Below are 13,490 nucleotides of genomic sequence, written 5' to 3' on the forward strand. Positions count from 1 at the left end.
ACATGATCGCCGACCTGCACGGCAGCAAAACCTACCGCGCGCATCTCGTCAGCGTCATGACAAAACGCGCCGTCCAAGACTGCTTGTAACCACAGAAACAATAAACCCTAAAGCCCCGGGCAAAACCCTGGGGCTTTTGCTATGATTTTCTAACTTTTGGGAGCTTTGCAGGCTGCCAATAGGCGCCGGTGTCTTCGCGTGTTTTCTCATAGGCTTCCACGCGGCGCAGGGCGTTTTCTCCGCCGGCTGCGAATAGGTGGCTGAGCAGGCATTCCAGAACGGCCATCGCTCCGGAAAAGCTAGAGAAGTGGTGCATCGAGCGCGTGCTGATTTGCAGGCTCAGGTCCGGGCGAATACCCGGCGCGATCATGTCGCTGTCCGAGATCAGGATGATCTTCAAACCTCGGTCCGCCGCGAAGCGCATGGTTCGGATCGTCTCGGACGAATAGGGACGAACGGTTATGGCCAGCAAACAATCCTCCGGCCCCGCATCCAGCAGATCGTCGGTTGCGGACCCCATGTGACGCGGGATGAGTTGCAAGCCCGGATGGGCCATGCGGCCTGCATAGTGGAAGTAATGGGCGAGCGCATAGCTTGCGCGCGTCGCTGTTATAAAGCAGCGATTTGCGCCTAGAATAAGCTGTATCACGGCGTTTGTTTTCACCGGATCCATCAAACGTAGGGATCTTGCCACAACGTTCATTTCATTGCGCGCAAACTCAGCCTGAGCGGGGTCGAACGAAGGGTCTGTTCGCTCCTCGCTCAACCAATCCCGATCCAAGCGGGTCTCACCATCTGTGACTAGGGCATGTCGAAAGGGTTTGCGCAAGGCGTTGTAGCTATCAAAGCCCATCCGCTGGGCGAGGCGGACAAGAACGTTTGAGCTGACACCGATCTTCGTTGCGGTCGTGCGGATCGGGTCGAGGCCAAAGTCTCCCGGATGGTCTATCACATATTTGGCTGCCGCTTGTAGTTGCGGCGGCATTTGGTCGATTGATTGCCGGAGAGCAGAGATCAGGGGGCCTAGGGCGTCGGTCATAAAAAAGAAGAAAACATATGTTTTTAAGATAGCCAATTGAAAACGAACTGTATGGGCGTAGATCGAACCCAAACAGAACGGAGAGTTTCATGACGTCCGAAGCAGGAAAACCCTATGTGCTTGTTGCCCCCAATGGGGCGCGGCGCGGGCATGCGGATCATCCTCAGCTACCGGTGAGCTTGCAGGAAACTCTTCAAGCCGCGCATGACTGCCACGCGGCCGGAGCGGACGGGCTGCATCTGCATGTCCGGGATTCGGAGGGGCGGCACTCTTTGGATGCGGGGCTGTATCGTGAAGCCCTAGGTGAGTTGCGCCAGCAGTTGCCCGGTCTGGAGGTTCAGATCACGACCGAGGCCGCAGGGGTCTATGACGCAGAGGCTCAATTCGAGTGCTTGCGGCAGGTGCGCCCCACTTGGGCGTCGATTTCTGTGCGCGAAGTCGCGGAGATAGCAGATCGGGTTTACGGGCTGTGCCATGATCAGGGGACGCGCGTTCAACATATCCTCTATGATGCTGAGGACGCGGCCTTGTTGGCGCGACTACAGGCTGAAGGCGTTGTGAGGGCCGGGCAGTTGGATCGCCTGTTTGTTTTGGGCCGGTATGCGACGGGGCAGGAATCTGCGCCTGATGATCTGGATCAGTTTCCGCAGGAGGGTGGCCCGTGGATGCTCTGCGCGTTTGGCACACAGGAACATGCGTGTTTGCTGAAGGCCGCGCGGCAGGGCGGAGATGTGCGCGTCGGGTTTGAGAACAGCCTGACGGATTCCTCGGGTCAAAGCTGGGCGAATAACGCGGCATCGGTTGCAGCACTCGTGTCGTTGATCAAAGGAGAACAAGAATGAGCCATGTGTTTCCGCGCCACACCAAGGCCGAGCTACCCATCGCGGCAGGCGGCGACGGGTGTTACCTGATTGATGCCGACGGCAAACGCTATCTGGATTGTGGCGATGCGGCCGTGTCTTGTTTGGGGCACTCCAACCACGCGGTGATCGAAGCGGTGCAGCAACAGGTTGAACAGATCGCCTTTGCCCATAGCGGTTTCATGACCTCTGAACCGGCGGAAGAGTTGGCCGATCTGTTGATACAGCATGCGCCGGGCGATCTGGACCGGGTGTATTTCGTGTCCGGCGGCTCCGAGGCGACCGAGGCGGCCATCAAACTAGCGCGCCAGTACTTACTTGAGATCGGTCAGCCTGAACGTCGCCATGTGATCGCGCGTCGCCAAAGCTATCACGGCAATACGCTGGGTGCGCTGTCTGCTGGCGGCAATGCGTGGCGGCGGGCACAGTTCGCGCCGATGTTGATCGAGATGACCCATATCGCGGCGTGTTATGAGTACGCAGAAAAGCCCGCGGATGAGAGCAGCTTTGACTACGGTCAACGCGTCGCGAATGAGTTGGAGCAGGAGATCCTACGTCTTGGGCCGGAAACCGTCATGGCGTTTATGGCAGAACCGGTTGTCGGGGCGACCCTCGGTGCTGTTCCGGCGGTCGAGGGGTATTTCAAGCGTATTCGCGAGATTTGTGACCAATACGGGGTTCTGCTGATCCTTGATGAAGTGATGTGTGGAATGGGGCGTACCGGGCATCTGTATGCTTGCGACCACGACGTCGTCGCACCGGATATTCTGTGCATCGCCAAAGGGTTGGGGGCTGGATATCAACCGATTGGAGCGATGCTCTGCACGGACAAAATCTATGATGCGATCCAACAAGGCTCGGGCTTTTTCCAGCATGGTCATACCTATATTGGCCATCCGGTGGCAACGGCAGCGGCTTTGGCGGTGGTTCGTGAGTTGACCAGTCGAGACCTGCCCGCCCGGGCCGGTGTGATGGGGGATAAGCTTCAGTCAGCGCTGGAAGCGGCTTTTGGTCAGCACGCCCATGTTGGCGATATCCGTGGTCGGGGCCTGTTTCGCGGTATTGAACTGGTCGCGGATCGCGAAAGCAAAACTCCGTTCGATCCGACGTTGGGAGTAGCTGCAAAGATCAAAAAGGCTGCGATGGCCGAAGGGTTGATCTGCTATCCGATGTCGGGAACGCGAGACGGCAAGGCCGGTGATCATATCCTGCTGGCTCCGCCCTTCATCATCGAAGAGGAGCAGATGGACGAGCTTGTCGCCAAGCTTGGCGGGGCGATCGCAGCTGTGATCTGACAATCCCGTGACAGCCATTTTCGCGCCACGCAGTTTCGCTAAGTTTGGTGAGAACTGAAAAAAGGTCGCGACCATATGGTGCAGGATATTTGGCTGAGTTTCCGAGGGTTACCCCTTTGGGTGCAAATCTGGGTCGCCGTGATTTTGGTTCCGGTCAACCTGATGCCGCTGTTCTTTCTGGACCAGCCGCAGGGGGTATTGATTGCCGCTCTTGCGATCACGGGAATGGCGTTGAACCTGCCGATCATGATGGCCGCGCGCGGGATGAGCGGGGCGATGGCCCTTCCGCATCTCCTGTGCTGGGTTCCGCTGGTGATTGTAGTGGTGGGACTTCTGAGCGCTGCAGAAACGCTCAACCCCAACTATGTTCGGTACCTGTGGCTGCTGTTGATTGTCGATGTCATCTCGTTGGTTTTCGACGTGCGGGATGCGGCCCATTGGATGCGCAGCCGAAAGCCAGGATGAAATAAGCCCCTTCGGAGATCGAAGGGGCTTGGGAATTTGCGGTGATAGGCCGAGTTACTTCTGCGGCAGCGGACCGATCATCATGATCATCTGACGGCCTTCCATCTTGGGCATATTCTCAACCTTGCCCAGTTCCTTGATGTCTTCGGCGACGCGCTCTAGCAGTTCCCGGCCCAGGTTCTGGTGCGCCATCTCACGGCCACGGAAGCGCAGGGTGACTTTAACCTTGTCGCCCTTTTCCAGAAACTTATAGACGTTCTTCATTTTGACTTCATAGTCATGAGTGTCGGTGTTGGGTCGGAATTTGACCTCTTTCACCTCGATGATCTTTTGTTTCTTGCGGGCTTCGCTTTCGCGTTTCTGCTGTTCGTACTTGAACTTGCCAAAGTCCATGATCTTGCAGACCGGCGGGTTCGCGTTGGGCGAGATCTCGACCAGGTCAAGGCCGGCATCGGCGGCAAGTTGCATGGCTTTGGCGGGATGAACCACCCCGACATTTTCACCTTCGGCACCAATCAGGCGGATTTCGGGGGCACGTATCTTTTCATTGACGCGCGGGCCAGTGTCTCTCTGCGGCGGCGCGTTGTGGGGTCTGCGAGCTATGGGTTCATTCCTTTGATGATTGCAGAATTTCGAGGTGGGAATTTAGACGGGTGCGCGCAGTGTTTCAAGCAGCATAAAGGCTTAAAGACTGGAATTTCCCATGATTGAACACAGGAAACTGCTGGCCGGGACCCCATGGACCCGGCCAAACAAGTTGATCAGCCGACAAATGCTTTTTCGATCACGAACTCTTTGGGCTCCGAGTTTGCACCTTCGCGCAGGCCGAATTCCTCGAGGATTTCCTTGATGTCCAGGTTGAAGGCCAGCGAACCGCAGACCATCGCACGGTCGGTTTCCGGCTTGATACCGCCTTCGATCCCCAGATCGGAAAACACGGTGCCGTCTTTCAGCAGGTTGGTGATGCGGCCCATCTTTGGGCTCTCTTCCCGAGTCGTTGTTGGGTAGTAACGAATCTTGTCGGCAAAGCCTTCGCCCATCAGCTCGGCCAGCATTTCGTCCTGACGGATGTTCTCGATCAACTGGCGGCCATATTCCAGCTCGGCCACTTCGCGGCAGGTGTGGGTGATGATCACCTCGTCATAGTCCTCATAGGTCTGAGGCTCGCGCAGCAGCGAGGCGAAGGGGGCAAAGCCGGTGCCAGTGGCGAAGAACCACAGGCGTTTGCCGGGAAGCAGGGCGTCATGCACCAGTGTGCCCACGGGCTTGGGCCGCAGGATGATCTGATCGCCGGGCTGGATGTGCTGCAGCTTCGAGGTCAGCGGGCCATCCTGTACCTTGATCGAGTAGAACTCCAGCTCTTCGTCCCAGGACGGAGACGCAATCGAATAGGCGCGCAGCAGCGGTTTCTGCCGACCGGTTTTCGGATCAGGATCGCCCATCAGGCCGATCATCACGAACTCACCCGAGCGGAAGCGCAGCGTCGCAGGGCGCGACACCCGGAACGAGAACAGGCTGTCGGTCCAGTGTTTGACCTCGGTCACGGTCTGGGCGTCCGGCAGAACGGGGGCCTTTACGGCGGTTGCTTCACTCACGGGCTTCATCTCTGTCATCGTTTCGCTATCGGTCTGCTAAACCGACATCTCCGTTTAATCTTTGATCCAAGTCAGGAAAAGGGGCGAAATGCCCCTTTCGTGTCACAAGCTGGCGATGGCGGGGTCAGCCCCGCAGGCGAGCCTGATAGTTGTTTTCTTCCCAGTTGGCGCGAGCCAACCACTGATCTTCGGGCTGGCGCGAGGCGAGGGCGTCGTCGATCTCGACCTCGTCAAAGCCGCTGCGGCGGGCCATGGCGTATTGATCGGCCAGAACGTGCCCTTTGGCGCGCAAACGGCCCGTATAGCCTTTCAGGCGCAGCACGCGGGCAATGGTGAAACCGCGACCATCCGCCGAGGACGGGAAGTCCACCCGCACCATCTGTGCATTGCCAAGGCGCTCGACCAGCTCATCGGGGTCGGTGTCCGAGGCCACATCAAGCGCCACAACATCATTGGCCGCGTCCTCAAGCGTGACAAAGCCGTCGGTCCAGTCATCAGGGGAGAACCCCTCATCCGATACGATTACGTTCATGTTTTCTCTCCGGCGCGCACCATTTTGCCATCGACAAAATGGATGCCGCATTCTTCTTTGTTCTGGTCGCGCCAACGTCCGGCGCGCGGGTCTTCGCCTTCCTTGACCGGCGAAGTGCAGGGCGCACAACCGATCGAGGGATAGCCTTTGGCCACCAGCGGATGGCGGGGCAGGTTGTTTTCGTCCATATAGGCGCGCACGTCCTCGGGCGCCCAATGGGCCAGCGGGTTGACCTTGATCCGGCCTGTGCCGTCCTCGACCTCAAAGAACTCGAGCGCGGCGCGGGTGCCCGCCTGAAACCGCTTGCGACCGGTGATCCAACCGCAATAGCCGGTCAGGGCCTGTTGCAGCGGGAAAGTCTTTCGCAGGTTGCAGCACGCGTCCGTATCCCGCAGACGCAGTGCGCCATAGGGGTCCTCACGCTGAATGTCCTCATCCTCGGCGCGGATGATCTTGACGTTCTTCAGGCCGAGGCGCTCGCTGACTTCCTGTTGATATTCAAGCGTTTCCGCAAACAACATCATGGTGTCAACAAACAGGACCGGCGTCATCTGGTCGACAACGGCAGCCATGTGCAACAGAACAACCGACTCGGCCCCAAAGCTTGAAACCAGAGCCAGATCATCGATTTCCTCAATCGCTCCGTGCATGACATCATGCGCCGAGTGATGGCGGAACCGGGCGTTCAACGCGGTGACCTTTTCGGTCAGTTCAGCGCGGTCTTTACCCAGTTCCGTTTGGATCAGGTCAAGCGGCATTGGCCTGTGCCTCGGGGTAGAGTGCAGCCTTGAAGGGCGCCATACCGACGCGGCGGTAGGTGTCCAGGAAGGTTTCTTCAGCGCTCTCCCGCTGGTTCAGATAGGTGTCGACAATGCGCTCGACGGCCGGAACGATCTCATCATAGGCAAAGCCCGGTCCCGTGCGGTCGCCAATGGCCGCGGTCTCGGTGCCGTCGCCGCCCAGAGTGATCTGGTAGTTCTCGACGCCTGCGCGATCCAGACCCAAGATACCGATATGGCCCACGTGGTGGTGACCACATGCGTTGATGCAGCCTGAGATCTTGATCTTCAGGTGGCCAATATCATGTTCCAGCTTCAGTTCGTCGAAACGGGTTGCGATTTCCTGCGCCACCGGGATCGAGCGGGCCGTCGCCAGCGCGCAGTAATCCATGCCGGGGCAGGCGATGATGTCGCTGATCAGGCCGATATTGGCGGTGGCCAGTTCATATTCTTTCAGCTTCGCGTGGATTGCGGGCAGGTCCGATTTGTGGACATGCGGCAGGATCACGTTTTGCTCGTGGCTGATGCGCAGCTCGTCATAGGCGAACTCTTCGGCCAGATCGGCCATCACGCGCATCTGCTCGGCAGTCGCATCACCCGGCGTTGCGCCGTGCTTCTTGACCGAGATCGTGACGATCGCGTGGTCCGCGTTTTTATGAGGCGCGATGTTGGTGTCGACCCACGACCGGAAGACCGGATCATTGGTATAGGCGGACTCAAAGGAAGCAACCGAACCTTCGCGGAAGGCAGGGGCCGCAAAATGGCCCTTGATCTCTTCCAGCAGCGCCATGTCGGCGCCTTTGAACTGTGGGCGAACCTTCAGGAAGCGTTCGTTGACCTTGGCACGGATGGCGTCGATGCCATGTTCGTGCACGGTGATTTTAATGCGTGCCTTATACTTGTTGTCACGGCGACCGATCTGGTTCCACACGGAAACGGTGGCTTCGAGGTAAGCCAACAGGTCGTCAAAAGCGACGAAATCGGACAGTTCCTTGCCGATCATCGGGGTCCGGCCCAGGCCACCGCCCACGATCACGCGGGCGCCCAGAACGCCGTCACGTTCGACCAGTTGAAGGCCGATATCATGCGCTTTGATCACGGCGCGGTCGTTTTCCGAGCCGGTGATGGCGATCTTGAACTTACGCGGCATGAACTGGAATTCCGGATGGTCGGTCGACCACTGGCGCAGCAGTTCGGCATAGGGGCGCGGGTCGGCGACCTCATCCGCAGCGGCACCGGCGAAATGGTCGGCGGTCACGTTGCGGATGGTGTTGCCCGAGGTCTGGATGGCGTGCATGCCCACCTCAGCCAGCGCGTCCAGCATATCCGGCACGTCTTTCAGTTTCGGCCAGTTGTACTGGATGTTCTGACGGGTGGTGAAATGGCCATAGCCTTTGTCCCACTTCTCAGCCAGCAGGGCCAGTTGGCGCATCTGCGCGCTGGACAGCGTGCCATAGGGAATGGCAACGCGCAGCATATAGGCGTGCAGCTGCAGATACAGGCCGTTCATCAAGCGCAGCGGCTTGAACTCATCTTCAGTCAGCGAGCCGTCGATGCGGCGTTCGACCTGTGCGCGGAACTGACGATTGCGCTCGGCCAGGAATGCTGTGTCAAACTCGGAGTAGCGATACATGTGTAGCTGTCCTTAAATGCAGCCCCGAAACCTTGGGGCCTAAATGGGGAGAAAGGGGCCGGAGGTCAGGCCCGGGGCTGCGACTGTGTTTCCTGCTTGCCATGGGCATAGTTCGAGGGTCCGGTGCGGCGGAACTCCTCTCGGAAATGGGTGGGTTCGGGGCCGTTTTCACCAGCCACGGCATCGGCCAGATACGCACCGACGATCTTGTTCGCCTGACGCGCGGCGTCCAGCAAACGGACCTGCGCATGGGCCTCATCGGTGATCAGCTCGGCCTCGGACAGTTCACGCGACCAGCGGTCATCTTCGGTCTGATAAATCACATCGCCTTCGAGCAGATCGTTGGCGGTGACGACTTTGGGGGTAAAAGCGCGGGCCATCAGGCATGCTCCTTTTTGAATTCGGTCAGGGCCTGAGCCGCTTGGCGCGGAGCCAGGCCATAAAACATAAGGGCTGGGCCTTCCATCTCGGCAGCAGCCAGATCTTTTGGCAGACGGTCCAGATTGGTTTCCAGAATGCGTTGGCCGGGGCGCGAGGCGTTCTCGATCAGCGTCACAGGTGTCTGTCGGTCGGCGCCGTGCATGATCAGGCGGCCTTGAACGAACCGTGCTGATTTCTTGCCCATATAGACCGCCGCAACTGATCCCAGGCGCGCGAGGGCCGCCCAGTCGTGATCCGCGAACCCTTTCATATCGTGGCCGGTCAGAAACCGAACCGAGGAGTTGCGACCGCGCCGTGTCAGGCTTTGACCGATCCCGGCCACGGCAGCAGAGGCCGCAGTGATACCCGGTACGATCTGCCACGCGATACCTGCGGCCGCGACGGCCTCAATCTCTTCGTCCAGACGCCCGAAGACGGTCGGATCGCCTGATTTCAAGCGCACAACACGTTGGCCCTCAAGGGCGTAAGAAACAAGCAGTGCGTCGATGTCTTCCTGTTTCCACGAAGGCCCGAAACCGGCCTTGCCAACATCGACCAGAATTGCGGACTGACCAGCCAGTTTCAGAACCTCTGCGCTGATTAGGCGATCATGCAGTACGACATCTGCCCGCTCAAAGGCTTTGACCGCCATGAGCGTGAGCAAATCCGGATCACCGGGTCCTGCGCCGACAAAATCGACGTGCCCTAAGTTTTTTTGTGACTCCGACTGCGTCATCTTCTGTTCCAGTTGGTTTGACTTATCCTGATATATAGGAAATATTCCCGGTATCGCGCCATATGTCGCGTCAAATAAGAACATTCGTTCTCATGGGTTTAAATTTTGGAACGCTGGTTTCGAAACGCAAGGAAAATTGGAATGTCGGTGCGAATAGATGACACAGATCGGAAAATTCTGGCTGAACTGCAGCGCGATGCCAGCCAATCTCTGGACGAAATAGCGGCGCAGGTCGGCAGTTCCAAGACGCCTGTGTGGAATCGAATCCGCAAGTTGAAGGGGGCCGGCATCATCGGTCAGCAGACCGTTTTGCTCGATGCCGAAGCTCTTGGTTTTGAGGCCACGTTCTTCGTCTTGATCCGGACCTCTGAGCATGAGGCCGAATGGCAGCGCAAATTCCTGAAGGCGCTGCGTGATCAACCCGAAGTCCAAGAGGCCCATCGGCTGGCAGGGGACATTGATTACATCCTGAAAGTGAGGGTCAAGAATGCCCGCGCCTATGATCAGTTCTACCAACAGCTGATATCAGAGGTGCGTGTTCACAACGTGACCGCACTTTTGTCGATGGAAGAGATCAAGTCGACCACGATGCTGCCTCTCAACGCTTTGGTGGAGAGCTAGCAATAGATTGGGGGCGCTGCCCCCGCCGCCCCTGAAGGGGCGACCCCCCCGAGGTATTTTTAGCCAGATGAATAAAGGATCCCATGCTTCATCTGGCCCTAAATATCCCCGCCGGAGGCATCGCGCGGTAGCGCGGTTTTCTTGAATCTTTTGCCCGCCCGGAGGCTGATTTATTTCGTCTTTGCGGCGGGATGCAATCTGGCACGAAGCTTTTTGGAAGTTGTGCAGACTTGCCATAAGACGCCGCCAATGCAAGACCGTAGGACATGCAGCGTATTTTGGTCATTGCCGGATTTCTACTGATGGTCGGAGTTTTGTCTTCGACTGTATGGTCCTATGGCTACCGGCAGGCTGTGTTTCAACTCAGCGAAAAGGCCGAGGCAGATTTGGATCTTGCGGCAGATCGGTTAACCACGCAGTTGCAGGTTTATCAGGAACTGGCGGTGCTGATGGCCAGCCACCCAGTGCTTGAGGATCTGGATACACTATCCGGACGCGCCACCGCGCAGGCATTGCTGTTGGAGGTCTCGGATAAAACGGCGGCGGTCGACGTTCTTTATGCCGACCGGTCCGGGACGGTTCTGGCGTCTGCACATGAAGGCGTCACAGGCTCGGTCCTAGACAATCCAGCCTTCATACGCGCCATGCAAGGCGCGCTAGGGAGCGCACATGGTATCCTGCCGGGCCCCGGCGATCGCATATTCACCTATGCCGCACCCGATTTCGATGAGAACGGAGCGGTGATTGGGGCTTTGATCGTGATAGCTGACGTTGAGGACATTGAGCAAACTTGGCGCGGCAGCACCGAAGCGGTGTTCTTTGTTGATCATTCCGGACTGGTCTTCATTTCGAACCGGTTGGAATTGCTGATGTGGCAACGCGTGGGTGAGGAGGTTGGCTTGACCCCTCCGGATGGTGAGACGGTTTCTTTTCAGGCGCGGCGCTTGGGGCCATATGAACTCTGGACGCTGGATTGGAGTCCATATCTGCCGCGCAGGGCTTTGCATCTTGTCAAGGAATTGCCGGTCATCGGCATGACTGGTGAGGTCTTGATGGATGTTGCTCCGGCCCGGCGACTGGCGGGTTTGCAGGCCGCGACAGTCGCAGCCCTCTGTTTGGCTTTTGGCGCGTTGTTATTTCTGGCGACCGAACGGCGGCGTACGCTGACAGAGGCAAACGCAGTGCTGGAAACCCGTGTGGCAAAACGCACTAAAGATCTGACGAAAGCAAACGCTGCGCTGCGCCGCGAGGTCACAGAGCGGCAGGAGGCCGAAGCCGCCCTAAAACGCGCGCAGGCCGATCTTGTTCAGGCTGGTAAGCTGAGCGCTCTGGGACAGATGTCCGCTGGGATCAGCCATGAATTGAACCAGCCTTTGATGGCGATCCAGCAATTTGCCGACAATGGCTCAGCCTTTATGGAGCGGGGGAAGTCCGAGAAGGCCGCGGAAAATCTGGGTCGAATTTCCCAAATGGCGGCGCGTATGGCGCGGATCATCAAGAACCTACGCGCGTTTGCTCGCAATGAAAGCGAACCGATGGGCCGTGTGGATCTGGTGCAGGTTCTGAACGCTGCTGTCGAGTTGACCGAAGCTCGGCTGCGTTCCGAAAATGTCTCGTTGGACTGGTCCGCGCCCGAACATCCTGTCTTTGCGTGGGGCGGCGAGGTCCGTTTGGTGCAGGTTTTTGTGAACCTGATCAACAACGCAGCCGATGCAATGAGCCAACAAGAAGACCGCCGCATTCAGATCGCGATTCATCCGGGTGAAAGACTCTCGGTTACTGTGCGGGATATCGGGCCGGGCATCGAGAACACGGAAAAGCTGTTCGAGCCGTTTTATTCGACCAAGGCCGTTGGCTCTTCCGAAGGGATGGGGCTTGGACTTTCGATATCCTACGGTCTGGTCCAGAGCTTCGGGGGCAACATCCGTGGGATCAACACGGAAGAAGGGGCAGAGTTCACGGTCGAGCTTGAACCCTGTGAGAAGGAACAGGCGGCATGACTCGGGTCGTTTTGTTGGTGGATGACGACGCTGCGGTGCGCGAGGCGCTGGCCCAGACCCTCGAACTGGCCGAGTATCAACCGATCGCGGCGGGGTCTTTTGTGGCCGCCAAAGACCACATTCGGGCTGGTTTTCCAGGTGTTATCCTGTCAGATATCCGTATGCCCGGGAGGGATGGGTTTCATCTGCTCAGCTACGCGCAAGAAATCGACCCGGAGTTGCCGGTGGTTTTGCTGACGGGTGAGGGTGACATTCCGATGGCGGTTCAGGCCATGGGGCAGGGGGCCTTCGACTTTCTGGAGAAACCCTGTGCCGCGGCGGACCTTCTGGCGGTGCTCGACCGGGCGTTTGACGCCCGCGCGCGTATCATCCAACAACGCGCGTTAAAATCAGAGCTGGAACGCGGAGACCCCGCGGCGCGACTTTTGTTCGGGCTGTCCCCTCAGGCAGAGGCCTTGCGTGAGCGGGTGCGCAGTGTTGCTCCGACTGGAGCCGAGGTTCTGGTCACCGGTCCGGCGGGCAGCGGGATTTCCAAAGTCGCCGAGGTTGTGCATCTGATGTCGCCCGTTGGGCAGGGACCGTTCGTCAAACGCGCGGCGGCCGGATTGAGCGTTCAGGAATTCGCCCAAGCCTGCGAAGATGCCAAGGGCGGATCCCTGTTTCTGGACGAGATATCGGTGATGCCGCAGGCTACTCAGTATGAAGCGTTGGATGTGATCGAGCGCGGTGCGGGCGCGCGGATTATTGCGGGCACGACCTCCGACCTGTCTGCGATCTCTGCCGAGGGCCGGTTCAACGCGGATCTCTACTACCGTTTGGATGTGATGCGCGTGCGCATTCCGTCTCTGGCAGAGCGCCCCGAGGATATCCCGACCCTGTTTCGTCACTATGTCGCGCAGGCCGCCGAGCAGGCAGGGATTCCTGAACCAGACGTGTCGTCCGAGCATCTTGCGGCGTTGATGGCCGGCGATTGGCCGGGCAATGCGCGCTCTTTGATGTCGTCGGCCATGCGGTTTGTTTTGGGAATGCCCGAGGAGGTTGCACAGGCGACGGATCTGGGCTTGAACGAGCAGATGGCACGGGTGGAACGATCGTTGCTGATCGCTGCGTTGGGGCGGCACAACGGCAAGGCCTCGGACGCGGCGAAGGCGCTGAAGCTGCCGCGCAAGACGTTCTACGACAAACTGGCGCGGTATCAGATTCGGCCCGAGGATTACCGGCGATAGGAGGCCCTCCCGCCAGCTTTACCCGCATTTGCATGCGGTTAAAGCTGTTGGGCCAAGCAGTCCGCCAAGGCGGACTGCGGGTGGTGCTAGAGCGATTCGGGGGTGATTCGAAAAACTGTGCGGGATTCCGCACAGCGTCGTAGAGAGATGTGCGGGATTTCGCACATGTGCGATCATGGTCAAATTCCGTGTTTTAAATTTAGGTTTTAATACGCTGTTTTAAATAGATAAATCCTGACATCCCAAAGTCTGTTACAAATTGTTGTTTCACCGTGAAGCAGTCTGTTCA

The 13,490-nt window shown here is 58.4% G+C and carries 14 protein-coding genes; 6 read left to right on the forward strand and 8 right to left on the reverse strand.

The window, feature by feature from the left end:
* Positions 1-139 precede the first annotated feature (139 nt).
* On the reverse strand, positions 140-952 hold the full coding sequence (locus ACR0I8_RS00005) for a MurR/RpiR family transcriptional regulator (protein WP_480702599.1): 813 nt from the start codon (positions 950-952) through the stop codon (positions 140-142).
* 176 nt (positions 953-1,128) lie between these two features.
* On the opposite strand from ACR0I8_RS00005, the gene ACR0I8_RS00010 reads away from it, so the two are divergent.
* The 3 genes from ACR0I8_RS00010 to ACR0I8_RS00020 all read left to right on the forward strand — a co-directional run bounded on the left by ACR0I8_RS00010 (position 1,129) and on the right by ACR0I8_RS00020 (position 3,659).
* The gene (locus ACR0I8_RS00010; RefSeq protein WP_170688575.1) at positions 1,129-1,881 is read left to right on the forward strand and encodes a beta-keto acid cleavage family enzyme; all 753 of its coding nucleotides are present in this window, start codon (positions 1,129-1,131) and stop codon (positions 1,879-1,881) included.
* Positions 1,878-3,194 (forward strand): aspartate aminotransferase family protein, encoded by a 1,317-nt coding sequence (locus tag ACR0I8_RS00015; RefSeq protein WP_170688576.1) that lies wholly within the window; start codon positions 1,878-1,880, stop codon positions 3,192-3,194. The genes ACR0I8_RS00010 and ACR0I8_RS00015 overlap by 4 nt, the downstream gene beginning before the upstream one ends.
* A gap of 75 nt (positions 3,195-3,269) precedes the next feature.
* A complete protein-coding gene (locus ACR0I8_RS00020; RefSeq protein WP_170688577.1) occupies positions 3,270-3,659 on the forward strand; it encodes a hypothetical protein in 390 nt (129 codons plus the stop codon).
* Positions 3,660-3,713: 54 nt separating this feature from the next.
* Here ACR0I8_RS00020 and infC read toward each other — a convergent pair whose 3' ends face one another.
* The 7 genes from infC to cobA all read right to left on the reverse strand — a co-directional run bounded on the left by infC (position 3,714) and on the right by cobA (position 9,354).
* Positions 3,714-4,304, reverse strand: coding sequence for a translation initiation factor IF-3 (infC, locus tag ACR0I8_RS00025; protein WP_480554529.1), 591 nt, complete (start codon positions 4,302-4,304; stop codon positions 3,714-3,716).
* 116 nt (positions 4,305-4,420) lie between these two features.
* Positions 4,421-5,272, reverse strand: coding sequence for a ferredoxin--NADP reductase (locus tag ACR0I8_RS00030; RefSeq protein WP_170688578.1), 852 nt, complete (start codon positions 5,270-5,272; stop codon positions 4,421-4,423).
* A 106-nt stretch (positions 5,273-5,378) separates the two neighbouring features.
* A complete protein-coding gene (locus tag ACR0I8_RS00035; RefSeq protein ID WP_170373572.1) occupies positions 5,379-5,786 on the reverse strand; it encodes a DUF934 domain-containing protein in 408 nt (135 codons plus the stop codon).
* Complete coding sequence (locus tag ACR0I8_RS00040; RefSeq protein WP_170688579.1) at positions 5,783-6,544, reverse strand: phosphoadenylyl-sulfate reductase; 762 nt, start codon at positions 6,542-6,544, stop codon at positions 5,783-5,785. The genes ACR0I8_RS00035 and ACR0I8_RS00040 overlap by 4 nt, the downstream gene beginning before the upstream one ends.
* On the reverse strand, positions 6,534-8,198 hold the full coding sequence (locus ACR0I8_RS00045; protein WP_170688580.1) for a nitrite/sulfite reductase: 1,665 nt from the start codon (positions 8,196-8,198) through the stop codon (positions 6,534-6,536). The genes ACR0I8_RS00040 and ACR0I8_RS00045 overlap by 11 nt, the downstream gene beginning before the upstream one ends.
* Positions 8,199-8,263: 65 nt before the next feature.
* Positions 8,264-8,578, reverse strand: coding sequence for a DUF2849 domain-containing protein (locus ACR0I8_RS00050; RefSeq protein WP_170373575.1), 315 nt, complete (start codon positions 8,576-8,578; stop codon positions 8,264-8,266).
* A complete protein-coding gene (cobA, locus tag ACR0I8_RS00055) occupies positions 8,578-9,354 on the reverse strand; it encodes a uroporphyrinogen-III C-methyltransferase (protein WP_170688581.1) in 777 nt (258 codons plus the stop codon). Before cobA ends, ACR0I8_RS00050 begins: the two co-directional genes overlap by 1 nt.
* A 141-nt stretch (positions 9,355-9,495) precedes the next feature.
* On the opposite strand from cobA, the gene ACR0I8_RS00060 reads away from it, so the two are divergent.
* From ACR0I8_RS00060 to ACR0I8_RS00070, 3 genes are all read left to right on the forward strand, one after another.
* Positions 9,496-9,975 (forward strand): Lrp/AsnC family transcriptional regulator, encoded by a 480-nt coding sequence (locus ACR0I8_RS00060; protein ID WP_170373577.1) that lies wholly within the window; start codon positions 9,496-9,498, stop codon positions 9,973-9,975.
* A gap of 266 nt (positions 9,976-10,241) precedes the next feature.
* Positions 10,242-11,975, forward strand: coding sequence for an ATP-binding protein (locus tag ACR0I8_RS00065; RefSeq protein ID WP_170688582.1), 1,734 nt, complete (start codon positions 10,242-10,244; stop codon positions 11,973-11,975).
* The gene (locus ACR0I8_RS00070; protein ID WP_480702602.1) at positions 11,972-13,201 is read left to right on the forward strand and encodes a sigma-54-dependent transcriptional regulator; all 1,230 of its coding nucleotides are present in this window, start codon (positions 11,972-11,974) and stop codon (positions 13,199-13,201) included. The genes ACR0I8_RS00065 and ACR0I8_RS00070 overlap by 4 nt, the downstream gene beginning before the upstream one ends.
* Positions 13,202-13,490 lie beyond the last annotated feature (289 nt).

Source organism: Ruegeria sp. BG9, assembly GCF_056538305.1.

Excerpts from the sequence above, each read along its gene's own strand:
- ACR0I8_RS00010 (WP_170688575.1), top strand. The coding sequence starts at position 1,129 with ATGACGTCCGAAGCAGGAAAACCCTATGTGCTTGTTGCCCCCAATGGG.
- ACR0I8_RS00015 (WP_170688576.1), top strand. The coding sequence starts at position 1,878 with ATGAGCCATGTGTTTCCGCGCCACACCAAGGCCGAGCTACCCATCGCG.
- ACR0I8_RS00020 (WP_170688577.1), top strand. The coding sequence starts at position 3,270 with ATGGTGCAGGATATTTGGCTGAGTTTCCGAGGGTTACCCCTTTGGGTG.
- ACR0I8_RS00030 (WP_170688578.1), bottom strand. The coding sequence starts at position 5,272 with ATGACAGAGATGAAGCCCGTGAGTGAAGCAACCGCCGTAAAGGCCCCC.
- ACR0I8_RS00035 (WP_170373572.1), bottom strand. The coding sequence starts at position 5,786 with ATGAACGTAATCGTATCGGATGAGGGGTTCTCCCCTGATGACTGGACC.
- ACR0I8_RS00040 (WP_170688579.1), bottom strand. The coding sequence starts at position 6,544 with ATGCCGCTTGACCTGATCCAAACGGAACTGGGTAAAGACCGCGCTGAA.
- ACR0I8_RS00045 (WP_170688580.1), bottom strand. The coding sequence starts at position 8,198 with ATGTATCGCTACTCCGAGTTTGACACAGCATTCCTGGCCGAGCGCAAT.
- ACR0I8_RS00050 (WP_170373575.1), bottom strand. The coding sequence starts at position 8,578 with ATGGCCCGCGCTTTTACCCCCAAAGTCGTCACCGCCAACGATCTGCTC.
- cobA (WP_170688581.1), bottom strand. The coding sequence starts at position 9,354 with ATGACGCAGTCGGAGTCACAAAAAAACTTAGGGCACGTCGATTTTGTC.
- ACR0I8_RS00060 (WP_170373577.1), top strand. The coding sequence starts at position 9,496 with ATGTCGGTGCGAATAGATGACACAGATCGGAAAATTCTGGCTGAACTG.
- ACR0I8_RS00065 (WP_170688582.1), top strand. The coding sequence starts at position 10,242 with ATGCAGCGTATTTTGGTCATTGCCGGATTTCTACTGATGGTCGGAGTT.
- ACR0I8_RS00070 (WP_480702602.1), top strand. The coding sequence starts at position 11,972 with ATGACTCGGGTCGTTTTGTTGGTGGATGACGACGCTGCGGTGCGCGAG.